Origin of the sequence: Noviherbaspirillum suwonense (assembly GCF_900182955.1) — a bacterium.
GTDB lineage: Bacteria > Pseudomonadota > Gammaproteobacteria > Burkholderiales > Burkholderiaceae_D > Noviherbaspirillum_A > Noviherbaspirillum_A suwonense.
In genome coordinates this window covers 13004-39222 of the sequence record NZ_FXUL01000028.1, presented here as the reverse complement: position 1 = coordinate 39222, position 26219 = coordinate 13004, and the positions used below count along the sequence as shown (strand labels likewise).

The following is a 26219-nucleotide window of genomic DNA, read 5'->3' as shown; positions in this document are numbered from 1 at the left end:
GACTGGAATTACTGCCCGGCGCGGCGCCGCACGCAGTCCAGGTAGGCGGCCCCGTCCGGCGGCGTGCCATTGCGCTGCGAATGCCAGATCATCTCGCCCAGGCATTCCATCACCTGGTGATGCGCGTCGTGTTCGGAACCCAGCCTTTGCGCCAGCGCCTGCGTCGCGGCCCGGATGCCGGGCGGCTGGTCGATCGAGACCTGCTCGGCGATCGACAGGTGCATCGACAAGTGCAGGAAGGGATTGGCCTGCCCGCCCTCGACGCCGTAGTCGGCGGCGAGCGCCTGCTCGACATCGTCCAGCTGGCCGGCATACTCGGGATGCTGGACGATCCAGTCGCGCGCCACCGCTTCCAGCGGCGTCAGGATTTCCTGGGTGCGCTCCTTGCGAAATGCCTCGCAGAAGAAGCGCCGCACATCATGTTGTGAAGGATTGAACATGGTCTTGCGCTATGCCTGTGATATCGGGTTGGGGGAGTGCGCGGCCAGCGGCGTCAAACCGCCTTGTCGGGCCGCGGGGTTTTCATCCTGTACTCGCACAGGTCGGCGATCATGCAGTTCCAGCATTGCGGGCTGCGCGCGGTGCAGGTGTACCGGCCATGCAGGATCAGCCAGTGATGCGCGTCCATCCTGAATTCGGGCGACACGAACTTCATCAGCTTCTTTTCGACTTCGTCGACATTCTTGCCGGGCGCGATGCCGGTGCGGTTGGATACCCTGAATATATGGGTGTCCACCGCGATTGCAATCTCGCCGAAGGCCGTGTTGAGCACGACGTTCGCGGTCTTGCGGCCGACGCCGGGCAATGCCTCCAGCGCGGCGCGGTCGCGCGGCACCTCGCCGCCGTGCAGTTCCACCAGCATCCGGCAGGTCTCGACCACGTTCTTCGCCTTGTTGCGGTACAGGCCTATGGTCTGGATATACGGGATCAGCCCATCGACGCCGAGCGCATGGATCTGCGCCGGCGTATTTGCGACCGGGAACAGCTTGCGCATCGCCTTGTTGACCGAGACGTCGGTTGCCTGCGCCGACAGGATGACGGCGATCAGCAGTTCGAACGGCGTCGTGTATTCGAGTTCGGTCGTTGGATGCGGATTGGCCTGCTGGAAGCGCCGGAATATCTCGTCCCGCTTCACCCGGTTCATGCCTTGCTCCTTGCAGCCATTTCTTCCTTCTTGACGCGGGCCCTCTCGATTGCAGCGGCAATGATGGCCTTCTTGCGCTGCTGCTCGGCGAATTCGTCCGGCGTCGCCGCCGTCTGCGCTTCCACTTCCCTGAGCTTGGCGGCCGCCTTGGCCGCCAGCCGCGCGTCGTTCTCATCCCGCTCGCGCTGCAGCCGTATGCCGCGCGCCGCATGGCGGGCGCGGGCCGCGTCTGCCTGTTCCTGCGACCATGCGTCCCAGCCGGTGCGCCCGGGCGTCACCTCGACCATGGCGATGCAGTCGACCGGGCAGGGCGCCACGCACAGGTCGCAGCCGGTGCACAGCGACGGCACCACGGTATGCATCTGCTTGGCGGCGCCGACGATGGCGTCGACCGGGCAGGCCTGTATGCACAGCGTGCAGCCGATGCAGATCGCCTCGTCGATGACCGCGACCGGGCGCGGCCGCTCGACGCCATGCCCGGGGTCGAGCGGTAGGACGGGCACATCCAGCAGCCGCGCCAGCCGGCGTATGCCCTCGGCGCCGCCGGGCGGGCACTGGTTGATCGCGGCCTCGCCGGCGGCCATCGCCTCGGCATAGGCGCGGCAGTCCGGGTAGCCGCACTTGGTGCACTGGGTCTGCGGCAGCAGGTCTTCGAGGCGGTCGGCAAGCGCGGAGGCGGGAGTCTGGAAATTCTGGGAAAGATCGGATTCAGGCATGGCGCCATTATCCCGGACAACATCGGCCTCCACAAATGAAAAAGCCGCCGGTCTCGCGACGGGCGGCTTCTGGCAATGCTAGTCGGGATCAGGCATTGGCGCGGATGAATTCGGCGATTTTAGGCGCCACCATTTCACGCCAGCGGCGTCCGGAGAATATGCCGTAGTGGCCGCACTTTGGCGCGACGTAATGCTGCTTCTTCGCCTTCGGGATGCTGCTGCACAGGTCCTGCGCTGCCTCGGTCTGGCCGGAACCGGAAATATCGTCCAGTTCGCCCTCGATCGTGAAGAGCGCCACGTTCTTGATGTCCTGCGGCCGCACCAGCTTGCCTTCGACTTCCCAGATGCCTCTTGGCAGGCTGTGTTCCTGGAACACCGTCTTGATGGTTTCCAGGTAGTACTCGGCCGGCATGTCGAGCACCGCGTTGTACTCGTCGTAGAACTTGCGATGCTCTTCGGCCGACTCGTTGTCGCCGGTGCGCAGGTGCATGTAGAAGTCCCAGTGGCTTTGCGCATGCCGCTGCGGATTCATCGCGACGAAACCGGCATGCTGCAGGAAGCCTGGATACACCTTGCGGCCGAAAGCCGGGTAGGTTGGCGGCACCGAGTAGATCACATTGTTCTCGAACCAGGAAAACGGCTTCTCGGTAGCCAGGTCGTTCACCTGTGTCGGCGAACGGCGCGGGTCGATCGGGCCGCCCATCATGGTCATGCTCTTGGGCATCATCGGATCTTTATCGCTGGCCATCAGCGAGATCGCGGCCAGCACCGGCACGGTCGGCTGGCACACCGAGATCACATGCAGGTCGGGGCCCAGCGTGCGGATGAATTCCTGAACGTAGTAAATATAGTCATGCAGGTGGAACGGGCCTTCGGACATCGGCACCATGCGGGCGTCGGTCCAGTCGGTGATGTAGACATCATGCTGCTTGACCAGCTCGCGCACGGTCTCGCGCAGCAGCGTCGAATGGTGGCCCGACAGCGGGGCGACCAGCAGCACCGTTGGTTGCTCGACGGCCTGGCCGGCGGCAAAGTCTTTCTTGAAGTGCAGCAGTCGACAGAACGGTTTTTCGACCGCGACCTGCTCGATCAGCGGCACGGTCTTGCCTTCTACCGTCGTTGTGGTAATGCCGAAGGGCGGCTTTTCGTAATCCTTGCCCAGGCGGTACATCAACTCGTACCCGGCAGCGATGCGCTGAGCGAACGGCGTATGCGCGAAAGGCGATACGGGATTGCTGAACAGCTTGGAAGAAGCGTCAGCCCACTGAACCAATGGGCTGAACAACGTACGGTTCATTTCATGAAATTGATAAAGCATGGTGTTCCTTTCGGGTGCCGCAGGACAGCAATTTCCTGTCGTAAATTCCTCGGTGCATCATAACCAAAATGTCGCAGGCATGTAATATATTTCTCCTACCTGCAATATGGCGCTGGGCTAGCCGCTTTGCATTGGTAAATCTGTAACCAAAGCGCAATTTTTGTTATCGAATTTCACTACCCTGCGTTAATCCTAACCAACATATTAGGATTCCTTAGGTTCGTTGCCGCACGTCCGTTCGCAAATTTCCACACCATGCGTTGTTGCGATGAGCATTGGAACAACGCTATTACGATTATCGCGATGACAGTTGAGTAACTACAAACCTGTTAATTCGCTGTCGTAAAAACAAAACACCCTTTGCATTTCTGCAAAGGGTGTTCAATGATTCCAGGCCCGAAAACCGGCTTTTTAGTCGAAGACGGGTGTCTCCACGCCAAGGATCTTGTGCAGTTTCGGCGATGTCGTCGTGTACTGCATGTGGATCTTCTTGTCCGGGAAGATATAGGGCGCTGCCGCGAATGCGGCAAGTGCTGCCTCGTGGAAACCGGAAAGGATCAGCTTCTTCTTGCCCGGGTAGGTGTTGATGTCGCCGACCGCGAAAATGCCGGGGACGTTGGTTTCGAAGCGCTCGGTGCCAACCTTCAGCTGCTTGCGCTCGATGTCCAGGCCCCACTCGGCGATGGGCCCGAGCTTGGGCGAGAGGCCGAAGAACACCAGCAGGTGATCGAGCGGCAGGCGGCGGGTGACGCCGTCGGCGCCGGTCACCTTGATGCCCGAGAGCGTGTCGCCTTCGCTTTCGTAGCCGGTAACCTGGCCGATCAGCAATTGCATCTCATACTTGTCGCACATGTCTTTCATTTTCGCGACCGATGCCGGCGCAGCGCGGAACTCGTCGCGGCGATGCAGCAGCACCACCGATTCGGCCGTGCCGGCCAGGTTCAGCGCCCAGTCCAGCGCGGAGTCGCCGCCGCCGCAGATCACCAGGTTCTTGCCGGCAAACTTCGCCGGGTCCTTGACGCGGTAGTTCAGCTGCGAACCCTCGAACTGCTCGATGCCGTCGACCTTCAGCGTGCGCGGCTGGAACGAGCCGACGCCGGCCGCGATGAAGATGGTCTTGGTGATGAACCGGGTGCCGGCCGTGGTTTCCACGTTGAAGCGCTGGTCGTCGCGGCGTTCCACCACGGTGACTTCCTGGCCCAGGTGGAACGTCGGGTCGAACGGCTCGATCTGCTTGAGCAGGTTGTCGGTCAGTTCCTGGCCGGTGCAGACAGGCACGGCCGGGATGTCGTAAATCGGCTTGTCCGGGTAGAGCTCGACGCACTGGCCGCCGACTTCCGCCAGCGAATCGATGACGTGGGCCTTGATCTCGAGAAGGCCGAGCTCGAATACCTGGAACAGGCCGACCGGGCCGGCGCCGATGATGACGGCATCGGCAACGATAGGTTCGCGCGTTCCGCCTTGCGCGGCAGCGGCGCCGGGGACGGTTGGGGCAGCGGTGTTTTCCATACGAAATCAGGTTCCTGTTTCTTGTCTATATAGAGTAGGGGAGGCGGACGGGCGGGCTGCGGCCTGCAGCGGACGCAGCGGCAGCTTACTGCTCCAGGTACTTCAGCTTGTCAGCCACGTCCTTGAACTCCTCGGCTTCAGGCAGCGCGGCCTTGGTCTTGGTGATGGACGGCCACTTGCGCGACAGCTCGACATTGAGCTTGATGAATTGCTGCTGGTCCGCCGGGACATCTTCCTCGGCGTAGATCGCATTGACCGGGCATTCGGCGACGCAGACAGCGCAGTCGATGCATTCATCCGGGTCGATCGCGAGGAAATTCGGGCCTTCGCGGAAGCAGTCTACCGGGCATACATCGACGCAGTCCGTGTAACGGCAGCGGATGCAGGATTCGGTCACAACGTGGGTCATAACAGTCCTATCTGTAAAAAATCGGGGCGTGCTGGGCATGCGTGGAAGGTGGCAAGGACGGCGGTGCAACCTGGCATGACCGGTGAAAAAGCCTTGTATTTTAAGACAAATGCGCCTTTATCACAAACCAGGGTTAGACGAAATAGGCATAAGCAAATTCGTCCGGCGTTGCGCGGTACGCCGGCTGCGGGCCGCGGGAGAGTGCGGCGATCCGCTCTTTACACGATAGAATGGCGGCGCTTTTCTTAGACAGGGAGATGGCAGTGCAAATAAAAATACGGGCCGGCGCCGCGCTGTTGGCCATCCTCGCGCCTGGACTGGCCACGGCTGCGGAACTCGCGGGCGAAGGCCTGTCGGCCTGGTGGGGCATACCGTTCGCCGGGCTGCTGCTGTCGATTGCGCTGTGCCCGCTGCTCACGCCGCAGTTCTGGCACCATCACTACGGCAAGGCCGCGGCGGCCTGGAGCCTCGCTTTCCTGGTCCCGTGCGCGCTGTTTTTCGGCCTGCCGGTCGCCGCCTCCGGCGCGGTGCATGCGTTCCTGGCGGAGTTCATCCCCTTCATCATCCTGATCACTGCGCTGTTCGTGGTGGCGGGCGGCATCTGCGTGCGCGGCAACCTGCATGGCACGCCGGCGCTCAACACCGGCATCCTGGCGATCGGCACGGTGCTGGCGAGCTTCATGGGCACCACCGGCGCGGCCATGCTGATGATCAGGCCAATGATCCGCGCCAACGACAACCGCAAGCATGCTGCGCATATCGTGGTCTTCTTCATTTTCCTGGTCGCCAATGCGGGCGGCTCGCTGACGCCGCTGGGCGACCCGCCGCTGTTCCTCGGCTTCCTGAAGGGCGTCGACTTCTTCTGGACCGTGCGCCATATTTTCCCCGAGACCCTGTTCCTTTGCACCGCGCTGCTGCTGATTTTTTATGGGCTCGACAGCTATTACTATCACCGGCGCGAAGAGATCCTGCCGGTCGACCCGACGCCCGACAGCCGCATCTGGTTCGAGGGCAAGGCCAATTTCGCGCTGCTGGCGGCGGTCGTCGGCCTGGTGCTGATGAGCGGCTTCTGGAAGCCGGGCATTGCGTTCGACGTGATGGGCACGCCCGTGGAGCTGCAGAACCTGCTGCGCGACCTCCTGCTGCTGGTCGTGATCGGGCTGTCGCTGAAGATCACGCCGGCGTCGGCGCGCGCCGGCAATGATTTCTCATGGGGGCCGATACTCGAAGTGGGCAAGCTGTTCGCCGGCATCTTCATCACCATCATCCCGGTCATCGCGATGTTGCGGGCCGGCGAGGCCGGCGCATTCGGCGCGGTGGTGCGCGCGGTGACCAGCCCGTCCGGCCAGCCTGTCGACGCGATGTATTTCTGGGCGACCGGCCTGCTGTCGTCCTTCCTCGACAATGCGCCGACCTACCTGGTGTTCTTCAACACCGCCGGCGGCGACGCGCAGCAGCTGATGACCACGCTGGCGACCACGCTTGCCGCGATTTCCTGCGGTGCTGTGTTCATGGGCGCAAACAGTTATATTGGCAATGCGCCCAACATGATGGTCAAGGCAATCGCCGAGGAACGCGGCATCCGCATGCCGTCCTTCTTCGGTTACATGGCATGGTCGGGCGCTATCCTCGTACCCTTGTTCATCCTGATGACATTCATCTTCTTTCGCTGAAAATTATCCATCATGAAGCCCAGCATACTCGTGGCGCGCGCCATCTTTCCCGAAGTGATCGAACGCCTGCGCCAGCACTTCGACGTCGAGGACAATCCGAACGACGACGCCTTCAGCCCGGCCCAGCTGCGCGAGCGGCTGAAGGACAAGGACGGCCTGTTCGCCACCATGAGCGAGCGGGTGGACCCGCAGCTGCTCGCCGCCTGCCCGCGCCTGAAGGCGGTCGCCAACATGGCGGTGGGCTACAACAATATCGACGTCGATGCCGCCACCGGCGCCGGCGTGATGGTCACCAACACGCCCGACGTGCTCAATGAAACCACCGCCGACTTCGGCTGGGCGCTGCTGATGGCGGCGGCCCGCCGCATCACCGAGTCCGAGCACTGGCTGCGCGCCGGCCAGTGGCAGAAGTGGCGCTACGACAGCTTCGTCGGCGCCGACCTGCACGGCTCGACGCTGGGCGTCATCGGCATGGGCCGCATCGGCCAGGCGATTGCCAGGCGTTCGACCGGCTTCGGCATGCAGGTGATCTATCACAATCGCTCGCGCCTGGCCCCCGAACTGGAAGCCGGCGCCAACAATGCCCGCTACGTCGGCCGCGAGGAACTGCTGCGGCAGGCAGACCATGTCGTGCTGGTGATGCCGTACAGCCCGGCGCTGCATCACACGATAGGCGAGGCCGAGATCGCATTGATGAAGCCGACCGCGATCCTGGTCAATATCGCGCGCGGCGGCATCGTCGACGACGCCGCGCTGATCCGGGCGCTGCGGGAGCGGCGCATTGCCGGGGCCGGGCTGGATGTCTATGAAAACGAGCCGGCCTTCAACCCCGACTTCCTGTCGCTGTCCAACGTGGTGCTGACCCCGCATATCGCCAGCGCATCGATTGCGACCCGGCTGGCGATGGCCAATTGCGCCGCCGACAACCTGATCGCGGCGCTGACGCAGCAGGAGCCGCCCAACCTGCTGAACCCGGCAGTCCGGGCGGGGGCCTGAGCATGGCGGATATCGATATCACCCAGCCGCACAACATGACGCCGGACGCAGCCCGCGCCGCGGCGCAGCAGGTGGCCGACAAGATGGCCGCCGACTTCGGCATGGAATGCGCATGGGACGGCCCGGTGCTGCGCTTCGAGCGCAGCGGCGTGGACGGCACGCTGGTCGTCGGCGAGCGCGACGCCAGGCTGGAAATCAGGCTCGGCCTGATGATGAAGGCATTTGCGCCGATGGTGCAGGACAAGCTCGCGCGCAAGATGCAGAAGGTGTTCGGCGCCTGATTTTGGCCTCATTGCAGCCTGATCCCGGCATTCGAATGAAAAGCGCCGGCATCCTCGCGGATGCCGGCGCCATGGCCATGCGGTGAAACCGTGCTAGAACGCCGCGCCGGCCACCGTCCCGACCGCGCTGACCGCGGCGCTGCCGACGCCGATGCCGACATTGACCGCGGTGCCCGCCACCGACACCGCGGCGGCGCCGACCGATGCGGTGGTCGAGATCACGCTGCAGGACGAGAGCAGGGTGGCTGCGGCCGCCACGACGGCAAGAACGCGCAGCACGCTCAGACGCCCAGCAGCTCGACTTCGAAGATCAGCGTTGCATTCGGCGGGATCACGCCGCCCGCGCCGCGCGCGCCGTAGCCCAGCGCCGACGGGATGATCAGCTTGCGCACGCCGCCGACCTTCATGCCCTGCACGCCCTGGTCCCAGCCCTGGATCACATTGCCGGCGCCCAGCGGAAACTGGAACGGGTCGTTGCGGTCCTTGCTGGAGTCGAACTTCTTGCCGGCGCTGCCGTCGGGGTTTTGCAGCCAGCCGGTGTAATGCACCGTCACATGCTGGCCGGCCTTGGCTTCTTCGCCGGTGCCGACCTGTGTATCTTCATACTGCAGCCCGGAAGCTGTCATCACTGTGGACATGGTTGAACCTTCGCAATCTAGGGGTGAAAGGGGATGCGGGATTGTAGCAGGCTATGCGCACTAGGCTGGCCGGGGATTGAGGCCGAACAGTTCCGCGAACGCCCGACGGTAGGCGGAGGCGCCGATGCGCATGCTGTTGTTGTGGGTGCCGCCCTCGATCAGCAGCAGTTTCTTGCGCCCCGGCGCCGCCTCGAACAGGCGCTCGCTGAAACGCGACGGCACGTAGCGGTCGTCGGTGCCGTGCACGATCAGCACCGGCATGCCGACCTGGGCTATCTTGTCGACCGCGTCGAACTTCTGCGACAGGATCAGCTGCAGCGGCAGCCACGGCGTGCTGAGCGACTTGGCGATGTCGGCCAGCGTGGTGAACGACGACTCGACGATCAGGCCGCGCGCCTGCGCCGCGCCGCTGCGGTCGAGGTGCGACGCCAGGTCGATCGCGATCGCTCCGCCCAGCGAATGGCCGTAGATGAAACGCCGCTTCGGGTCGGGCTGGCGCTGGGCCAGCGCCTGCCATGCGACCCGGGCATCCTCATACACGGTCTCTTCGGACGGCAGGTCGCCGTCGCTCTTGCCGAAGCCGCGGTAGTCGATGGCCAGCACCGAGAAGCCGAAATCATGCAGCTGCTGGATCCGGAACAGCTGGCCGGTCAGGTTCCAGCGCGCGCCGTGCAGGTAGAGCACGGCCGGCGCCTTCGGGTCGTCCGCCGGCCACCACCAGGAATTGACATGCTGGGTCGCCTTGCCGGCCCGCACCGGCAGGCTGGCCTCGACCACGCCGTCCGGCATGCCGTCATACCAGCTGGCTTCGCCTGGCACGACGCGAAACAGCAGTTCGCGCTCCTTCTGCACCAGCTGGCTGCAGCCGGCGAAGAACAGCGGCAGCGACAGCAGCGCGACGAGGAACAGGCGCAGGCGCTGGCGCAGCCAGTGCGCAATGCGCCGAGTGGATACTTGCGAGAGGAGCATGCTGGTGTCGTCGGAAGGAAGGGCAGTTCGGTCATGCCTGCGGCGGGCAGGCATGAATTCAGACCCGGCGCGCCGGAAATCGTTCCGCGGGTCAGGCCGCGGGCAGCGGTTAGAATGATCGTCCCTTCCGTTCCCCGCTGCCTGCAGCCAGAACCATGCAACTCGTCATGACCTCCTTCGGCCGGGCGCTGCTGTCCCAGCTGCACTTCCGGATGCTGATGCTGACCGTACTGCCCTTCGTGCTGTCGCTGCTGCTGTGGGGCGTGGTGCTGTGGCTGGGACTGCAGCCCATGATCGACTGGCTGCATGGCTACTTCGTCGACAACAACCTGTTCCAGTCAGCGGCGTCGGTGCTGGGCTGGTTCGGCCTTGGCGCGATCAAGACCGTGCTGGTGCCGCTGGTGGCGATGTGGCTTTTGCTGCCGCTGATGGTGGTCACCGCGCTGGTGTTCGTCGGCCTGATCGCGATGCCGGCCATCGTCAATCATGTGTCGAGCCGCCATTTTCCGCAGCTTGCCCGCCTGCGCGGCGGTTCGCTGGCCGGGAGCCTGTCGACATCGCTGGGCGCGTTCGCCGTCTTCGCGGCGCTCTGGCTGGTGACGCTGCCGCTCAACGCCGTGCCGCTCCTGGCCTTCGTGGTCCAGCCGGCGCTATGGGGCTGGCTGACCTACCGGGTCATGGCCTACGACGCGCTGTCCGAGCATGCCAGCGCCACCGAACGGCGCGCGCTGCTGCGCGCGCATCGCTGGCCGCTGATGGCGATCGGCATCGCGGCCGGGGCCATGGGCGCGGCGCCGACCCTGCTGTGGCTGGGCGGCGCGCTGTCCGTGATCCTGTTCCCGCTGCTGGCCGGCGTGTCGATCTGGCTCTATGTGCTGGTCTTCACGTTCTCGGGCCTCTGGTTCCAGCATTACGCGCTGGAAGCGCTGGCCCGGCTGCGCCAGGAACAGGCCGCCGGCCGCGCGGAAGTCGTGGCTGGGCGATAATGCGGGCCTGGCTTTCCTGACCACTCAACAATCACATCACGGGCACAAAAATGGCTATCGGTCTGATCATCATCGGCGACGAAATTCTTTCCGGCAAACGCATCGACAAGCATTTTTCAAAGGCGGTCGAACTGCTGTCGGCGCGCGGCATGCAGCTAGGCTGGGCGGAATACCTGGGCGATGACCCGGCCCGCATCACCGCGGCGCTCAAGCGCACGATGGACAGCGACGACATCGTGTTTTCCTTCGGCGGCATCGGCGCCACGCCGGACGACCACACGCGGCAATGCGCGGCGGCGGCGATGGGCGTGCCGCTGGCGCTGCATCCCGAAGCCAGGATCCTGATCGAGCAGCGCATCGTCGAGATGGCGGCGGCGTCCGGCCAGGACCCGAGGCTGGACGCGCCGGAAAACCAGCACCGGCTGAAGATGGGCGAGTTCCCGCAAGGCGCGGACATTATCCCCAATCCTTACAACAAGATCCCCGGCTTCTCGGTCCGGCATGGCGCCGGCGGCCACCATTTCGTGCCAGGTTTCCCGGTGATGGCGCACCCGATGGTCGAATGGGTGCTCGACACGCTGTACCCGCACCTGTTCCACCAGGTGGCCTGGCAGGAAAAGTCGGTCTACGTGTACGAGTCGATGGAGTCGACGCTGACGCCGCTGATGGAAGCGGTGGAAGCCGCATTCCCGTCGGTGAAGGTGTTCAGCCTGCCCAGCGTCGGCGACGCGCAGACCCGCCGGCATATCGAGCTGGGCGTCAAGGGCGATCCGGCGCAGGTGGCGCCGGCCTTCGAGCAGCTGCTGCTCGGCCTGGACGGCTTCCGGGCCGAGTACAAGCCGGTCTGATCAGGCTGGCCGGGCCGCGTCCAGCAAGCCCTGCTTGCGGATGAAGGCCACGACCTGTTCGACGCCGTCGCCGCTGCGCAGGTTGGTGAACAGGAAAGGCCGCTCGCCGCGCATGCGCTTGGCGTCCTGCGCCATGATGTCCAGGTTGGCGCCCACATGCGGCGCCAGGTCGGTCTTGTTGATGATCAGCAGGTCCGAGCGGGTGATGCCCGGGCCGCCCTTGCGCGGAATCTTTTCGCCGCCGGCGACGTCGATCACGTAGATGGTCAGGTCCGACAGTTCGGGGCTGAACGTGGCCGCCAGATTGTCGCCGCCGGACTCGACCAGGATCAGGTCGAGGTCGGGGAAGTCGGCGCTCATGCGGGCGATGGCCTCGAGGTTGATCGACGCGTCCTCGCGGATCGCGGTATGCGGGCAGCCGCCGGTTTCCACGCCCATCAGGCGTTCGGCCGGCAGGGCTTCGGCCCGCATCAGGATCTCCATGTCCTCCTTGGTATAGATGTCGTTGGTGATGACCGCCATTTCATAGCGGTCGCGCATGCTCTTGCACAGCATTTCGCAGAGCGCGGTCTTGCCGGAGCCGACCGGGCCGCCTATGCCGACGCGCAATGGATTGGAAGGTGATGTCATGGTGTTTCCTTGTCTGGTTTCATGAGCGGTAGAGCCGGCTGTACTGTACTTCATGCCGCATCGACAGCAGCGACAGTCCAGGCGACCAGTTGGAGAGTTCATCGTCAGCCAGCGTCTGCGCGGTGTGCGCCGCTTCCTCGATCGCCGGCCGCAGCGACAGCAGCAGGCGCTGTCCTGCGACCTGTCCCAGCGGGACGGACTTCACGCAGACGAGCACCTGGTTTTCAGCCCACGAGAACAGCATGCCCAGCAGCGCCGCGTCATGCGGCACGTCGAGCGCTACCGCCGCGCAGGCGAGGGCGGTGGGCAGGGGCACCTCGGGCATGGTCTGCAGCAGCGCCAGCAGTTCGGGCCGCGGCAGCTTCAGCTCCGCCAGCAGCTTGCCCAGCGAGTAGCCCATCTGCACGGTCTCGGCGCGGAACTCGGCGGTGTCGCGCGCGGCCAGGAAGCGTTCGGTCCAGAGCTGCACCGCGTCCGTGTCGACGCGGTCGAATGCCTGCAGGAGCCGCCACAGCACCGGGCCTTCGAAGCGTGCGACGACCTGGTGCAGCGCCTCGACGATCCATCCGCGCGCGCTGGCCTCGTCCCGCACCAAGCCGGATTCGAGCGCTGCCTCGAGCCCCTGCGAGTAGCTGTAGGCGCCGATGGGCAGGGACGGGCTGGAGAACTGCAGCAGGTGCAGCAAGGCGCTGGCGTTCATCTTGTCAGGACGCCTTGTCGCCGGGGCGGTGGATGCGCTGGCGCAGCGGAATCGGGGCGAGCGGATGGTGGCCGCCATCGTCGCCGTGGTGGCCGTGGCCGCCGCCGTATGCGCCGGATTCCGGTTCGAACGGTGCGTCTTCCTCGGTCACTGTCGCGCCCAGTCCGCGCAGCATGTCCCTGAGCACGCTGTCGCGGCGGATGCGGAGGAAGCCGTCGCCGACCTGGGCTTGGGTGTGGCGGTTGCCGAGGTGGAAGGCGCAGCGCAGCAGGTCGCGGGGGCTGGCGCAATCGACGCGGTAGGTGGCTTCGGTGGCGGCGCGGATGCGGACGATGCGGCCGTCGTCGCCGCGGAGCAGGTCGCCGTGGCGCAGGACGGTGCCGCGGACGGTGAAGACGGCGACTTCCTCGCCGGAGGTGAGGGTGGCGCGCAGGCGGCTCTTCTCGCGGAGTTCGTAGGGGAGGATGAGTTCACCGTCGGTGTGATCGGCGGTGTCGATGCGGGTATGTAGGGTCAGCATGGTTGACAGTAAAGGTTGGTTCGATTTATCGATCAGTAATATTTTTTGTCCGCGCAGCGACAGTTGACGTTGACGTTCCGCGTAGCGACAGTTGCCGTTGCTGTTGCTGTTAGCCCGCGCAGCGACAGTTGCAGTTGCAGTTGCAGTTGCAGTTGCAGTTGCAGTTGCAGTTGCAGTTGCAGTTGCAGTTGCAGTTGCAGTTGCAGTTGCAGTTGCAGTTGCAGTTGCAGTTGCAGTTGCAGTTGCCTTTGAAGTGGCCGTTGCCGTTGCAGTGAATCCCCGTTAGATGGCGACGCGTCGCCAGCGCCTGAAACGGATAAAGAAGCGTCCGCTGTCTGAGCGAAGCGAGTTTCGGACGCTTCCCGTTTCAGGTGCTGGCGGCGCGTGCAGTCCGCGTAGCGGACCGCCATCGTAGGGGTCGCCTTTTTTGCCCCACTTTTTTGGCGAAGCAAAAAAGCGGGTCGGCTGCCGGGCCGAACACCCGGCTACTCCCCACGGCAGTGAATCCTCAATGTTTCACCCGCCAGCAGACGCAGCATTGTCGCCTTGCGTTGTGGCGCGTTCTCGTAACGTGCAGCCGTCGCAAACTGCAAAAGCGGCTTCGCGACGGTACGCCTGCTGGCGGGTGAAGCAATACCGGCTGGCCTGCCGGACGACCTAGCCGGGTTTCGGCCCGGCAGCCGACCTACTTCTCTTGCTTCGCCAAGAGAAGTAGGCAAGAGAAGGCGACCCCGGAGATGCCGCCCCGCTGCGCGGGGTGCCCACGCCGCTGGCACCGAAATCGGGAAGCGTCCGAAACTCGCTTCGCTCAGACAGCGGACGCTTCTTTATCCGATTTCGGCACCAGCGACGTGGCGTCATCAACGGGGACCCACTACAACGGCAACGGCCACTTCACAAACAACGGCAACAGCCACTTCACAAGCAACGGCAACAGCCACTTCAACGGCAACTGCCACTTCACAAGCAACTGCAACTGTCGCTTCGCGGAACGTCAACAACAACGGTCGCTGCGCGGGCTAACAGCAACAGCAACAGCAACTGTCGCTACGCGGAACGACAATAACAGCCACCGCTGCGGTATCCGAACCGCCACAGTTAACAATCCTCCATTCTAGAAAAGGAAATACCGTTGCGCCATCGGCAGCACCTTCGCCGGCTCGCACACCAGCAACTCCCCGTTTGCACGGACCTCATAGGTCTCCGGATCCACCTCCATCTTCGGCGTCGCCCCGTTGAGGATCATGTCCTGCTTCCGCAGCCCGCGCATCCCACGCACCGCGACCACGGTCTTCTGCAGCCCCAGCATCTGCCCGACGCCCGCATCGAAGGCCGCCTGCGACACAAAGGTTATCGACGTCTTCAGCGCCCGCCCGTAGGCCCCGAACATGTGACGGAAATGCACCGGCTGCGGCGTCGGTATCGACGCATTCGGATCGCCCATCTGCGCCGCCGCGATCATGCCGCTCTTCAGGATCATCGACGGCTTGACGCCGAAGAACGCCGGTTTCCACAAGACCAGGTCTGCGATCTTGCCCGGCTCGATCGAGCCGACCACGTGCGAGATGCCGTGCGTGATCGCCGGGTTGATCGTGTACTTGGCGATGTAGCGCCTGGCGCGGAAGTTGTCGTTGCGGGCGTTGTCTTCGGCCAGCGAACCGCGCTGCGACTTCATCTTGTCGGCGGTCTGCCAGGTGCGCATGATGACTTCGCCGACCCGGCCCATCGCCTGCGAGTCCGACGACATCATCGAGATCGCGCCGATGTCATGCAGGATGTCCTCGGCCGCAATGGTCTCGCGCCGGATGCGCGACTCGGCGAACGCAATGTCCTCGGCGATTGCCGGGTCCAGGTGATGGCAGACCATCAGCATGTCGAGATGCTCGTCCAGCGTGTTGACCGTGTACGGCCGGGTCGGGTTGGTGGAGGAGGGCAGCACGTTGGACTCGCCGACGGCGGCGATGATGTCCGGCGCATGGCCGCCGCCCGCGCCTTCGGTGTGGAAGGTGTGGATGGTGCGGTCCTTGAAGGCGGCCAGCGTGTGTTCGAGGAAGCCGCCTTCGTTCAGCGTGTCGGAGTGGATGGCGACCTGCACGTCCATGTTCTCCGCGACCGACAGGCAGTTGTCGATGGCGGCCGGCGTGGTGCCCCAGTCCTCGTGCAGCTTCAGGCCGATGGCGCCGGCGCGGACCTGCTCTTCGAGCGGGCCGGGCAGGCTGACGTTGCCCTTGCCGAACAGGCCGATGTTCATCGGGAACGCGTCGGTGGCCGACAGCATCGAGTGGATGTGCCATGGCCCCGGCGTGCAGGTGGTGGCGGCGGTGCCCACGGCGGGGCCGGTGCCGCCGCCCAGCATCGTGGTCACGCCCGACATCAGCGCTTCCTCGATCTGCTGCGGGCAGATGAAATGGATGTGGCTGTCGATGCCGCCGGCCGTGACGATCATGCCCTCGCCGGCGATGATCTCGGTCGCGCCGCCGATGGCCATCGTCACGCCGGGCTGTATGTCCGGATTGCCGGCCTTGCCGATGCCGGCGATGCGGCCGTCCTTCAGGCCGATGTCGGCCTTGACGACGCCCCAGTGGTCGAGGATCACCGCGTTCGTGATCACGGTGTCCATCACGTCGGCATGGCCGCGCTGCGACTGGCCCATGCCGTCGCGGATCACCTTGCCGCCGCCGAACTTCACTTCCTCGCCGTAGATCGCGTAATCCTTCTCGATCTCGATGAAAAGGCCGGTGTCGGCCAGGCGGATCCGGTCGCCCGTGGTCGGGCCGTACATTTCGGCATACGCCGTGCGGGTGATGGTCGTCATTTGAGCTTTCCCATCACGCGGCCGTTGAAGCCATACACGATGCGCTCGCCTGCAAGCGCCACCAGCTGCACCGTGCGTTCCTGTCCCGGCTCGAAGCGCACCGCGGTGCCTGCGGCGATGTCCAGCCGCATGCCGTAGGCCTGCTCGCGCTCGAACGTCAGCGCCGGGTTCACCTCGTAGAAGTGGAAATGGGAGCCGACCTGCACCGGCCGGTCGCCGCTGTTGGCCACCGTGACGGTGGCGCCTGCGCGGCCCACGTTGATTTCGATCTCGCCTTCTTCGATCAGCATTTCACCTGGAATCACGGCACTGCTCCTATGGGATGGGATGATGCACGGTCACCAGCTTGGTGCCGTCGGGGAAGGTGGCCTCGACCTGGATGTCGGGGATCATTTCTGGGATGCCGTCCATCACGTCGTCGCGGCTCAGGATCTTCGCGCCCTCGGACATCAGCTCGGCCACGGTGCGTCCGTCGCGCGCGCCTTCCATGATCGCCGCGCTGATCAGCGCCACCGCTTCCGGGTAGTTGAGCTTCAGGCCGCGCGCGCGGCGGCGCTCGGCCAGCAGCGCGGCGGTGAAGATCAGCAGCTTGTCTTTTTCCCTTGGGGTCAGTTCCATGTATGTTCCTTGCCTGTTCCTGGAGTGGATTGGTTCATGTGTTCCATATGCGCGGCGTCACGGCCTCGCGGTCCAGCAGGGCGGGCCGCAGCAGCCGCCAGGCGCGGTGCATCAGCCGCCGCGCCTCCTGGCTGGAGTCGCCGATATAGCGGGCGACCAGCACCGACTTCATCTGCGTCACGCCAAACTGCGGACCGGCTTCCTCGCGCAAAGCCTGCACGCAGGCGGCGCCGGCCGGGCGGCCTACCGCCAGCAGCGTGGCGCAGACCGTGTGGCCATGCAGGCCGAGCGGGCCGGTCATGCCGGCGCCGGCGCCGAGCAGCGCGCCTTGTTCGAACCACACCAGCCTGCCGCCGCGCCTGACCTGCATGCGCTGCGTGACGCGGCCGTGGTCGAAGGACTCGCCGGACGCGGTGCGGCCGAAGCACAGGATGTCGGCCGCGATGAAGCTGGCGTCGGCATCCATGCTGACCTCGGTGTCGAGCTGGACGTCGGCGCCATTGAAAAAGATGGTCTCCTGCGGCAGCCATTCGAGGGCGGCGCCGGCGCCGATGTCGAGCTTCAGCGCCTGCCGCGAGACATGGCCGTTGGCGCGGTACCACTTGGCCGCGCCCGGCGTGGTGATGAAGGCATGCGCGTTTGCGCCGACGTTCGCGCCGATGGCGAGCTGGTCGCCGCCGACCACGCCGCCGGGCGGATGGACCACGATCGCATGGCAGACCGAAGGTTGCTCGGGATAGAGCGGCTTCTGCACCCGCAGCGGGCCGAAGTGGCTGCGCTCGACCAGCCGTGTCGTGCCGCGGTCGTCGGCGAAGCCCAGCGCCAGCGTCGCGCGCCAGTGGTCGCGGGCGGCCTTGACGGTGTCGTTGGCGGGAGCATGTTCCAGCAGTCTCATGCCCGGCACTATACCGCGAGGTGACGCTTGACGTCCTCGCCCTGCATGACTTCCTGCACGCCCGACGCGACCACTTCGCCGCGCGACAGCACGACGAACCGGTCGGCCAGCGCATGGGCGAAGTCGAAGTACTGCTCGCACAGCAGGATGCCCATGTCGCCACGTTCGCGCAGCAGCCGGATCACCCGTTCGATGTCCTTGATGATGGACGGCTGTATGCCCTCGGTCGGCTCATCGAAGATGATCAGCTTGGGGTCGGCCAGCAGCGCGCGGGCAATCGCAAGCTGCTGCTGCTGGCCGCCGGACAGGTCGCCGCCGCGCCGGCCCAGCATGTCCTTGAGCACCGGGAACAGCTCGTAGATTTCGGCGCGTATGCCGCCCGCCCGGCGCGCCGGCCTGGTCGCCATGCCCATCAGCAGGTTTTCTTCCACGGTCAGCCGGGCGAAGATCTCGCGGCCCTGCGGCACGTAGGCGATGCCCAGCCGCGCCCGCTCGTGCGGCTTGAGACGGGTGATCTCCCGGCCTTCCAGCATGACCTTGCCGCTGGCGACCGGCAGCACGCCCATCAGGCATTTGAGCAGCGTGGTCTTGCCGACGCCGTTGCGGCCCAGCAGCGCCACGCACTGGCCTTTCTCGACATTGAGCGAGACGCCGCGCAGCGTGTGCGCCGCGCCGTAATACTGGTTCAGTTTCTCGACCTGCAGCATGCTTGTTCCTTAGCGTCCCAGATACACTTCAATGACCCTGTCGTCGGACTGCACCTGCTGCATGGTGCCCTGGGCCAGTACCGATCCTTCATGCAGCACGGTGACCACGCCCTGCTGCGCGATCTCCTCGACGAAGGCCATGTCATGCTCGACCACGACGATGGAATGCAGGCCGCGCAGCTCGTTGAGCAGCTCGGCGGTGCGCGCGGTCTCGGCGTCGGACATGCCTGCCACCGGCTCGTCGAGCAGCAGCAGCTGCGGCTCCTGCATCAGCAGCATGCCGATTTCCAGCCACTGCTTCTGCCCGTGCGACAGCAGCCCGGCCGGGCGGTGTTCCTGCCCGTTCAGCCGGATCAGCTTCAGGATCTCGTCGATCTTGCCCTTCTGCTCCGAGCTGAGCCGGAAGAACAGCGTGGGCTTGACCCGCTTGTTCATCTTCATCGCCAGCTCGAGGTTCTCGAACACCGTGTGCTGCTCGAACACGGTGGGGCGCTGGAACTTGCGGCCGATGCCTGCATGCGCGATGTCGTACTCGGTCATCCGGGTCAGGTCGATGGTCTGGCCGAACCAGGCGCCGCCCGTGGTCGGCCGGGTCTTGCCGGTGATGACATCCATCATCGTGGTCTTGCCGGCGCCGTTGGGACCGATGATGCAGCGCAGCTCGCCGACCGAGATGTCGAGGTTCAGCTTGTTGAGCGCGCGAAAGCCGTCGAAGGACACGGTGATGTCTTCCAGGTAGAGGATGGCGCCGTGGCTCGTGTCCACGCCCTCGGGCTTGTGCCTGCCGTAGGCGGTGGCGGCGTCGCCGGGCTCGCTGGCGTAGCGCTGGCCGGGTTTCAGGACTTCGCTCATGCTGCCTCCTTCTGCCGGCGCAGCTTCGCAGCCAGGCCCAGTATGCCCTGCGGCATGAAGAGCGTGACCAGGATGAACATCAGGCCCAGCGCATACAGCCACAGGTCCGGGAAAGCGCCGGTAAACCAGCTTTTCAGGCCGTTGACCGAGAATGCGCCGATGATGGGCCCGAGCAGCGTGCCGCGCCCGCCGACCGCGGCCCAGATCACCATCTCGATCGAGTTGGCCGGCGACATTTCGGACGGGTTGATGATGCCGACCTGCGGCACGTACAGCGCGCCGGCGATCCCGCACAGCACCGCCGACAGGGTCCAGACGAAGAGCTTGAACCACAGCGGGTTGTAGCCGATGAACATCAGCCGCGACTCGGAGTCGCGCACCGCCTGCAGCACCCGGCCCAGCTTGGAGCGCACGATCCAGCGGCACAGCAGCAGCGCGCCCAGCAGCATGGCCAGCGTGATCAGGTAGAGCGCCGCCTTGGTCGACGGCGCGGTGATGGTATGGCCGACGATGCGCTTGAAGTCGGTGAAGCCGTTGTTGCCGCCGAAACCGGTGTTGTTGCGGAAGAACAGCAGCATGAACGCGAAGGTCATCGCCTGGGTGATGATGGAGAAGTAGACGCCCTTGATCCGCGAGCGGAAGGCGAAGTAGCCGAACACGAAGGCCAGCACGCCCGGCACCGCGACCACCAGCAGCATGCTGTACCAGAAGTTGTCCGTCATCGACCAGAACCACGGGTAGGTCTTCCAGTCGAGGAAGACCATGAAGTCGGGCAGGTCGCTCTGGTAGACGCCTTCGCGGCCGATGGCGCGCATCAGGTACATGCCGTGCGCATAGCCGCCGAGCGCGAAGAACACGCCGTGGCCCAGCGACAGAATGCCGGTGTAGCCCCAGACCAGGTCCAGCGCCAGCGCCGCCATCGCGTAGCACATGAACTTGCCGACCAGCGCCACCATGTAGCTCGACACGTGCAGCGGGTGGCTGGCGGGGAAGGAGAGGTTGAGGACGGGCAGCAGCGCCAGCAGCGCCGCGCAGACGATGATGCCGGCCCAGGCCGGGCGCGTGAACAGGGTGGTCTTCATTCGACGCTCCTGCCTTTCAGTGCGAACAGTCCCTGCGGACGTTTCTGTATGAAGATGATGATGAACACCAGGATCGCGATCTTGGCCAGCACCGCGCCCGAGAACGGCTCCAGGAACTTGTTGATCTCGCCCAGCCCGAAGGCGGCGATCACTGTGCCGGCCAGCTGGCCGACGCCGCCCAGCACCACCACCATGAAGGAGTCGACGATGTAGTTCTGGCCGAGGTCGGGGCCGACATTGCCGAGCTGCGACAGCGCGACGCCGCCGAGGCCGGCGATGCCGGAGCCGAGGCCGAAGGTCATCATGTCGACGCGTCCGGTGGAGACGCCGGCGCAGTCGGCCATGCGCCGGTTCTGCGTGACGGCGCGCACGAACAGGCCGAGCCGGGTCTTGTTCAGGATCAGCCAGACCGCGGCCACCACCACCAGCGAAAAGAAGATGATCACGATGCGGTTCCAGGACAGCACCAGCGAGCCCAGCACCGTGATGCCGCCCGACATCCAGCTCGGGTTGGCGACCTCGACGTTCTGCGCGCCGAAGATGCTGCGCACCGCCTGCATCAGGATCAGGCTGATGCCCCAGGTCGCGAGCAGGGTTTCCAGCGGCCGGCCGTACAGCCAGCGGATGACCGTGCGCTCGAGCACGATGCCCACCAGCGCCGACGCCAGGAAGGCGGCCGGCAGCGCGACAAGCAGGTAGGCGTCGAGCGCCTCGGGAAAATATTTGCGGAACATCAGCTGGCAGACGTAGGTGGCATAGGCGCCTATCATCAGCAGCTCGCCGTGGGCCATGTTGATGATGCCCATCAGGCCGAAGGTGATGGCCAGGCCCAGCGCCGCGAGCAGCAGCACGCTGCCGAGCGACACGCCGTAGAACAGGTTGCCGACGATCTCGGTCAGCGCCAGCCGGCGTTCCAGCTTCTGCAGCGTGGCGGTAGCGGCGGCGCGCACGGTTTCATCCGGCTCGCTGTAGCTGCCGTCGACGCCCTTGTCGACCATGCCGCGCAATACCGGCACCAGGCTGGCGTTGCTGCTGCTGGCCAGCGCCTGCACCGCGCCGCGGCGGATGGCCGGGTCGGGCGACTGCAGGTTGGCGGTCGCCGCGGCCTTTTCCAGCAGCGGGCGGATCTCGGGGTCTTGTTCGGCGGCCAGCGCCTTGACGATCAGCGGCGCCTGCGCGGCGTCCGCGCCTTTCTGCAGTTCGCGCGCGGCGCCCAGGCGTTCGTCCCGGTCCTGCGAAAACAGCTTGAGGCCGGCCATCGAGGCTTCGACCACGCCGCGCAGCCGGTTGTTGACGGTGATGTTGTCGATGCCTTCCGGCGCCGGCGCGGTCGCGCCGGTCGCCGGGTCCAGCGCATTGGCGCCGTCGACGATCAGCACCTTTCCGTCGGGCGTTGCATACAGGGTGTCGTTCTTCAGTGCGGACAGCACCTTGTATGCATCGTCATTGGCCAGTGCCGCAATCTTGCCGACCGCTTCGATGCGGGCGTCCGGGTCGTCGCCGGCCAGCGGGGCCAGCAGCGCCGGGTCGATCGCCGCATGGGCGAGCGCGGCATGCAAGCACAGGAGCGCCGTTGCTGTGAGCTTGATGAATTTGTTCATGATCCTGGATTCCTGCCTGCGCTGCACGGCGCGGCAGGCTGACATAAATGAGAGCCGGGGCATGACGGCGGCGTCATGCCCCGGCGCGGTTACTGATTACTGCTTACCGATTGCAGCCTGCGCTGCCGCGTCCTTACATCTTCTGCTTGGCTTCGTTGCCTTCGATGTACGGGCTCCACGGCTGGGCGCGGATCGGGCCCTTGGTTTTCCAGACCACGCTGAACTGGCCGTCACCCTTGATCTCGCCGATCATGACCGGCTTGTGCAGGTGATGGTTGGTCTTGTCCATCGTCAGTTCATAGCCGGACGGCGCCTTGAAGGTCTGGCCGCCCATCGCCGCGATCACCTTGTCGGTGTCGGTCGACTTGGCTTTCTCGACCGCCTGCTTCCACATGTGGATGCCGACGTAGGTCGCTTCCATCGGGTCGTTGGTGACGACGGTGTTCGCGTTCGGCAGCTTCTTGGCGACCGCATACTCTTTCCACTGCTTGATGAAGGCGGTGTTGACCGGGTTCTTCACCGACTGGAAGTAGTTCCATGCGGCCAGGTGGCCCACCAGCGGCTTGGTGTCGACGCCGCGCAGTTCTTCCTCGCCCACCGAGAAGGCCACCACCGGCACGTCGGTCGCCTTCAGGCCCGCATTGCCGAGCTCCTTGTAGAAGGGCACGTTGGAGTCGCCGTTGATGGTGGAGATGACGGCGGTCTTGCCGCCGGCGGAGAACTTCTTGATGTTGGCAACGATGGTCTGGTAGTCGGAATGGCCGAACGGCGTGTAGACCTCGTCGATGTCGCTGTCCTTCACGCCCTTGGACTTCAGGAAGGCGCGCAAGATCTTGTTGGTAGTGCGCGGGTAGACATAGTCGGTGCCCAGCAGCACGAAGCGCTTGGCGCCGCCGCCTTCCTTCGACATCAGGTACTCGGTTGCCGGGATGGCCTGCTGGTTAGGCGCGGCGCCGGTGTAGAACACGTTCTTTTCCAGCTCTTCGCCTTCGTACTGCACCGGGTAGAACAGCAGGCTGTTCAGTTCCTTGAAGACCGGCAGCACCGACTTGCGCGACACCGAGGTCCAGCAGCCGAAGACCACGGCGACCTTGTCCTGGCTCACCAGCTGGCGGGCCTTCTCGGCAAACAGCGGCCAGTTGGACGCCGGGTCGACGATGACCGGCTCGAGCATCTTGCCCATTACGCCGCCCTTGGCATTGATTTCCTCGATGGTCATCAGGGCCACGTCTTTCAGCGAGGTCTCGGAAATGGCCATGGTGCCGGACAGCGAGTGCAGGATGCCGACCTTGATGGTGTCGGCGGCGAGCGCATTCTGCATCCAGGACGACGCCATCAGCGCCAGCGCGCCGGCTGCGGTCGCCTTCAAGAGGTTGCGACGTGACATGGTTACTACTCCTAATTTGGGTGGATAAGTGAATAGGGTGAATCGACTGTTTTGCTTCGGTGTTCGGCTGCAATAGCTGTGTTAGCAGAATGCGTGCCATACGCCAGATGACGTATGGACGGACTGTTATCAGCCGCGTGCTGCCTTTTGGTGCGGGGATGGCTGTCTTTGGTGCTGCTTGATCGCGAACAAGAAAAACCGGCTCATGCCGGTGCAGAAGTGTGTCGCGGAGGCGCTTTTCTGCCTGATGATGGTGACTCCGGCCAGCATGGACCAGTGTTGTTATGATGGCGCTTTCCCGCTGATCGCCAAGCCACCCTATGTTTCGTTTCCTCAAGCGCGTCTTCAAGCGCGAACCCGTTTCCGAAGCACCCGTCGTCACCGAGTCCGTGAAGGCGGAACAAGCCGACCGCGCCGAACAGCAGCGCCAGGCCAGGCAGGCCGCGCTGGAGCAGGCCATCGCGCTGGCCCACGATGAAACCGCCGCCACCGCGTTCATATTGCAGAGCGACTATCCGGACGCGCGCCGGCAGGCGGCCCAGCACCTGCACAGCCGGGCCTGCCTCGAGCAGGTCCTGCAGGCGATGCGCAACACCGACCGCCGCGTCGCCAGGCTGATGCAGCAGCGGCTCGATGCGCTGGACCAGGAAGAGAAGCGCGCCGCGCAGGCCGACGACGCGATCGCGCAAGCCGAGCGCCTGGTGCAGCTGCCGCTGCTGATGGTCAACCAGGTCACCGAGCTGGACCATGCATGGCGCCGCATCGGCGATGCGCCGGCCCCGCAGCGCGAACGCTTCGACGCCAGCCGCGAGCAGCTGCGCCAGCGGCTGCAGGCGCAGACCGAACTGCAGCGCGCGCTGCTGGACGCCGGCACTGCGCTGACCCGCCTGATCGAGGCCGCGCCCGCGATGCCGGCCGCCGAGGCCAGCCAGCAGCTCGAGACGCTGGAGGCATCTATCGCAACGCACCTGGCGTCGCCGGAAGCCGGGTCGCTGCCGAAGGCGCGCGTGCAGGCCGTGCAGGAGCAGGCGGCGCAGTTGAAGGCGCAGCTCGGGAAGCAGCTGGCCGCGCAGGCGCAGCGCGAGGAAGCGCTGCAGGCACGTCTTGCCGCGCTGGACGCATGGGAAGCCCAGGCCGGGCAGGATGCGGCGCAGCTGGACGATGCGGCACTGCGCGTCACATGGCAATCGCTGCCCGGCGTATCGGACGCGCCGGAACTCGACCAGCGCTTCGATGCGCTGGCCGCCACGGTGCGGGCCGCGCGTCGCCCGGCCGAAGCCGAGCGGCCGGCGCCTGCCAGCATGAAGACGCCGGCGCCGGCGCCGGTGTCGGCGCAGGATCAGGCCGAAGCAAGGGCGGCGATGGATGCCGCGCTGGGCGCCATGGAGTCAGCGTTGGAAGAGGGCTCGCTGCAGGCGGCCGCCGAACAGGACCGCGCATTGCGCGCGATGGACTTCAAGACCATGCGGCCGGGCGAGGAAGCGCTGTCGCGCCTGTCACGCCTGCGCGCCGAACTGGCGAGGCTGCAGGGCTGGGCGCGCTGGGGCGGCAACGTGTCCCGCGAGGAATTGCTGAAGGCCGCGCAGGACCTTGCCACGCAGGAGATGGCGGTGGCCGAGCGGGCCACCAAGGTCGGCAGCCTGCGCGAGCGCTGGAAGTCGCTCGATGCGTCGGCCGGTCCCGCCAGCCGCGATGCGTGGCTGCGCTTCGACGCGGCCTGCACCGAGGCCTACGCGCCGGTGGCCGAGCACTTCCGGCAGCTGGCCGAAGAGCGCAGGCAGAACCTCGACCATGCGGCGGCACTGACCGCGGAAGTGAGCGCGCATGCCGAATCGCTGGGACTGGAAGGCGAGCCGTCGGCCGTGGACTGGAAGGGCGTGGCCGCGTATGTCAGCCGTGCGACCCAGTCCTGGCAGAAGCTGGGCCCGATCGAGCGGCGCGAGCGCAAGGCCGCCGAAGCGGCGTTCGGCGCCGCGCTCGACCTGCTGCGCAAGCCGCTGGCCGCGCAGCAGCAGCGCGAAGTGGCGCGGCGCGAGTCGCTGATCGCGGAAGTCGAGGCGCTCGACGCCGGCGCTCCGCGGGTAACCGATACGCTGAAGGCCATCCAGGAACGCTGGCAGGAGCAGGCGCGCGCGCTGCCGCTGTCGCGCGCCGACGAGCAGGCATTGTGGCAGCGCTTCCGCCATGCCTGCGACGCGCTGTTCGCCGAGCGCAAGGAGTCGGCCCGCACGCTCGACGCCGAGCGCCAGCAGCACCTGGAACGACGCCAGGCATTGTGTGCGACGCTGGAAGCGGCGGTCGACGCGCCGGTGGCGACGCTGGGCCAGCTGCTGCGCGACAGCGCCGCCGCGTGGCGGGAGATCGGGCCGGTGCCGCGCGCCGCCCAGCAGCAGATCGACGACCGCTACGACGCGGCCACCGCTGCGCTGCGCCAGCGCGTCGACCAGGCGCGCCAGGCCGCGGCGGATGCGCAGGCAGCGCTGCTGCAGCAGAAATTTGCGTTGTGCCGGCAGGCCGAGCAGGCGCTGGTCGACGGCGCGCTCGATGATGCGCGGCGCGAGGCGTTGCAGGAAGCATGGCGCGCGCTGCCGGCGCTGGGCGGCGGCAACGAGCGGATCATGGCCGCCCGCTTCGAGGCCGCGATCGCGGGCACCGATGCCGGCCGCGATGCATTGCACAGGAATCGTGACCTGGTGATGGAAGAGATCCTGCAGATGGAGATCCGGCTCGGCGTCGAAAGCCCGCCGGAGCTGTCCCAGGAGCGCCTGAAGCAGCAGATACAGGTGCTGCAGTCGTCGCTGCGTTCAGGCCAGCGGCCGGTCGAGCCGCAGCAGATGCTGATGCAGCTCTGCGCGCAGCCGGCGCTGCTCGACGATGCGGCGGCGGCGCGGGTGGAGCGGCTGATCAGGCAGGCGCAGTCGTGAC

Annotated in this window: 28 protein-coding genes; 6 read left to right on the top strand and 22 right to left on the bottom strand. The window is 65.6% G+C overall.

Annotation, left to right across the window (positions count from 1 at the left end; all coding sequences use genetic code 11):
* Positions 1 to 8: 8 nt before the first annotated feature.
* The 6 genes from QOL82_RS25170 to fdxA form a co-directional block, all read right to left on the bottom strand.
* Positions 9 to 440: a DUF1841 family protein gene (locus tag QOL82_RS25170; RefSeq protein ID WP_283445070.1), complete on the bottom strand. Its 432-nt coding sequence runs from the start codon at positions 438 to 440 to the stop codon at positions 9 to 11.
* A gap of 53 nt (positions 441 to 493) precedes the next feature.
* The gene (gene nth, locus QOL82_RS25165; RefSeq protein ID WP_283445069.1) at positions 494 to 1144 is read right to left on the bottom strand and encodes an endonuclease III; all 651 of its coding nucleotides are present in this window, start codon (positions 1142 to 1144) and stop codon (positions 494 to 496) included.
* Positions 1141 to 1860: an electron transport complex subunit RsxB gene (rsxB, locus tag QOL82_RS25160; protein ID WP_283445068.1), complete on the bottom strand. Its 720-nt coding sequence runs from the start codon at positions 1858 to 1860 to the stop codon at positions 1141 to 1143. The genes nth and rsxB overlap by 4 nt, the downstream gene beginning before the upstream one ends.
* Before the next feature lie 88 nt (positions 1861 to 1948).
* Positions 1949 to 3178, bottom strand: coding sequence for a polyhydroxyalkanoate depolymerase (locus QOL82_RS25155; protein WP_283445067.1), 1230 nt, complete (start codon positions 3176 to 3178; stop codon positions 1949 to 1951).
* Between the two features lie 411 nt (positions 3179 to 3589).
* Entirely contained in the window at positions 3590 to 4687 is a 1098-nt protein-coding gene (locus QOL82_RS25150) for an NAD(P)/FAD-dependent oxidoreductase (RefSeq protein ID WP_283445066.1), read from the bottom strand.
* 85 nt (positions 4688 to 4772) lie between these two features.
* Positions 4773 to 5096 carry a ferredoxin FdxA gene (gene fdxA / locus QOL82_RS25145; RefSeq protein WP_283445065.1) on the bottom strand — a complete coding sequence of 108 codons (324 nt, stop codon included), beginning with the start codon at positions 5094 to 5096 and terminating at the stop codon, positions 4773 to 4775.
* Between the two features lie 257 nt (positions 5097 to 5353).
* Between fdxA and QOL82_RS25140 the strand changes: the two genes are divergently transcribed.
* Genes QOL82_RS25140 through QOL82_RS25130 form a run of 3 tightly spaced genes read left to right on the top strand, consistent with a single transcriptional unit; the run spans position 5354 to position 8046 of the window.
* Positions 5354 to 6769, top strand: a complete 1416-nt coding sequence (locus QOL82_RS25140) for a sodium:proton antiporter (protein WP_430438545.1) — start codon at positions 5354 to 5356, stop codon at positions 6767 to 6769.
* A 12-nt stretch (positions 6770 to 6781) separates the two neighbouring features.
* Entirely contained in the window at positions 6782 to 7765 is a 984-nt protein-coding gene (locus QOL82_RS25135; protein ID WP_283445064.1) for a 2-hydroxyacid dehydrogenase, read from the top strand.
* A 2-nt stretch (positions 7766 to 7767) separates the two neighbouring features.
* Positions 7768 to 8046 (top strand): polyhydroxyalkanoic acid system family protein, encoded by a 279-nt coding sequence (locus QOL82_RS25130; RefSeq protein WP_283445063.1) that lies wholly within the window; start codon positions 7768 to 7770, stop codon positions 8044 to 8046.
* Between the two features lie 93 nt (positions 8047 to 8139).
* Here the strand turns inward: QOL82_RS25130 and QOL82_RS25125 are convergent, their stop codons facing one another.
* Genes QOL82_RS25125 through QOL82_RS25115 form a run of 3 tightly spaced genes read right to left on the bottom strand, consistent with a single transcriptional unit; the run spans position 8140 to position 9653 of the window.
* Positions 8140 to 8325, bottom strand: coding sequence for a hypothetical protein (locus QOL82_RS25125; protein WP_283445062.1), 186 nt, complete (start codon positions 8323 to 8325; stop codon positions 8140 to 8142).
* A gap of 2 nt (positions 8326 to 8327) precedes the next feature.
* Entirely contained in the window at positions 8328 to 8684 is a 357-nt protein-coding gene (locus QOL82_RS25120) for an FKBP-type peptidyl-prolyl cis-trans isomerase (RefSeq protein WP_283445061.1), read from the bottom strand.
* Positions 8685 to 8744: 60 nt separating this feature from the next.
* The gene (locus QOL82_RS25115; RefSeq protein WP_283445060.1) at positions 8745 to 9653 is read right to left on the bottom strand and encodes an alpha/beta hydrolase; all 909 of its coding nucleotides are present in this window, start codon (positions 9651 to 9653) and stop codon (positions 8745 to 8747) included.
* A 155-nt stretch (positions 9654 to 9808) separates the two neighbouring features.
* Here QOL82_RS25115 and QOL82_RS25110 point away from each other — a divergent pair, with 155 nt between their 5' ends.
* Both QOL82_RS25110 and QOL82_RS25105 read left to right on the top strand, forming a co-directional pair.
* A complete protein-coding gene (locus tag QOL82_RS25110) occupies positions 9809 to 10639 on the top strand; it encodes an EI24 domain-containing protein (RefSeq protein ID WP_283445059.1) in 831 nt (276 codons plus the stop codon).
* Positions 10640 to 10689: 50 nt separating this feature from the next.
* Entirely contained in the window at positions 10690 to 11487 is a 798-nt protein-coding gene (locus QOL82_RS25105; protein WP_283445058.1) for a competence/damage-inducible protein A, read from the top strand.
* Here QOL82_RS25105 and ureG read toward each other — a convergent pair whose 3' ends face one another.
* The 13 genes from ureG to urtA form a co-directional block, all read right to left on the bottom strand.
* Entirely contained in the window at positions 11488 to 12117 is a 630-nt protein-coding gene (gene ureG, locus QOL82_RS25100) for an urease accessory protein UreG (protein ID WP_283445057.1), read from the bottom strand.
* 19 nt (positions 12118 to 12136) lie between these two features.
* Positions 12137 to 12817, bottom strand: coding sequence for an urease accessory protein UreF (locus tag QOL82_RS25095; RefSeq protein WP_283445056.1), 681 nt, complete (start codon positions 12815 to 12817; stop codon positions 12137 to 12139).
* 4 nt (positions 12818 to 12821) lie between these two features.
* A complete protein-coding gene (ureE, locus tag QOL82_RS25090; protein ID WP_283445055.1) occupies positions 12822 to 13337 on the bottom strand; it encodes an urease accessory protein UreE in 516 nt (171 codons plus the stop codon).
* Between the two features lie 32 nt (positions 13338 to 13369).
* Complete coding sequence (locus QOL82_RS25085; RefSeq protein WP_283445054.1) at positions 13370 to 13747, bottom strand: hypothetical protein; 378 nt, start codon at positions 13745 to 13747, stop codon at positions 13370 to 13372.
* A 704-nt stretch (positions 13748 to 14451) separates the two neighbouring features.
* Positions 14452 to 16152 carry an urease subunit alpha gene (ureC, locus tag QOL82_RS25080; RefSeq protein ID WP_283445053.1) on the bottom strand — a complete coding sequence of 567 codons (1701 nt, stop codon included), beginning with the start codon at positions 16150 to 16152 and terminating at the stop codon, positions 14452 to 14454.
* Positions 16149 to 16457 carry an urease subunit beta gene (locus QOL82_RS25075; RefSeq protein WP_283445052.1) on the bottom strand — a complete coding sequence of 103 codons (309 nt, stop codon included), beginning with the start codon at positions 16455 to 16457 and terminating at the stop codon, positions 16149 to 16151. The genes ureC and QOL82_RS25075 overlap by 4 nt, the downstream gene beginning before the upstream one ends.
* A gap of 10 nt (positions 16458 to 16467) precedes the next feature.
* Positions 16468 to 16770, bottom strand: coding sequence for an urease subunit gamma (locus QOL82_RS25070; RefSeq protein ID WP_283445051.1), 303 nt, complete (start codon positions 16768 to 16770; stop codon positions 16468 to 16470).
* A 34-nt stretch (positions 16771 to 16804) separates the two neighbouring features.
* Complete coding sequence (locus tag QOL82_RS25065) at positions 16805 to 17665, bottom strand: urease accessory protein UreD (protein ID WP_283445050.1); 861 nt, start codon at positions 17663 to 17665, stop codon at positions 16805 to 16807.
* An 8-nt stretch (positions 17666 to 17673) separates the two neighbouring features.
* Positions 17674 to 18372: an urea ABC transporter ATP-binding subunit UrtE gene (urtE, locus tag QOL82_RS25060; protein WP_283445049.1), complete on the bottom strand. Its 699-nt coding sequence runs from the start codon at positions 18370 to 18372 to the stop codon at positions 17674 to 17676.
* Positions 18373 to 18381: 9 nt separating this feature from the next.
* Entirely contained in the window at positions 18382 to 19224 is an 843-nt protein-coding gene (urtD, locus tag QOL82_RS25055; protein WP_283445048.1) for an urea ABC transporter ATP-binding protein UrtD, read from the bottom strand.
* Positions 19221 to 20306 (bottom strand): urea ABC transporter permease subunit UrtC, encoded by a 1086-nt coding sequence (urtC, locus tag QOL82_RS25050; RefSeq protein ID WP_283445047.1) that lies wholly within the window; start codon positions 20304 to 20306, stop codon positions 19221 to 19223. The genes urtD and urtC overlap by 4 nt, the downstream gene beginning before the upstream one ends.
* A complete protein-coding gene (gene urtB / locus QOL82_RS25045) occupies positions 20303 to 21907 on the bottom strand; it encodes an urea ABC transporter permease subunit UrtB (protein ID WP_283445046.1) in 1605 nt (534 codons plus the stop codon). The genes urtC and urtB overlap by 4 nt, the downstream gene beginning before the upstream one ends.
* Before the next feature lie 133 nt (positions 21908 to 22040).
* Positions 22041 to 23294 (bottom strand): urea ABC transporter substrate-binding protein, encoded by a 1254-nt coding sequence (gene urtA / locus QOL82_RS25040; protein ID WP_283445045.1) that lies wholly within the window; start codon positions 23292 to 23294, stop codon positions 22041 to 22043.
* Between the two features lie 320 nt (positions 23295 to 23614).
* Between urtA and QOL82_RS25035 the strand changes: the two genes are divergently transcribed.
* Entirely contained in the window at positions 23615 to 26218 is a 2604-nt protein-coding gene (locus QOL82_RS25035; RefSeq protein ID WP_283445044.1) for a DUF349 domain-containing protein, read from the top strand.
* Position 26219 lies beyond the last annotated feature (1 nt).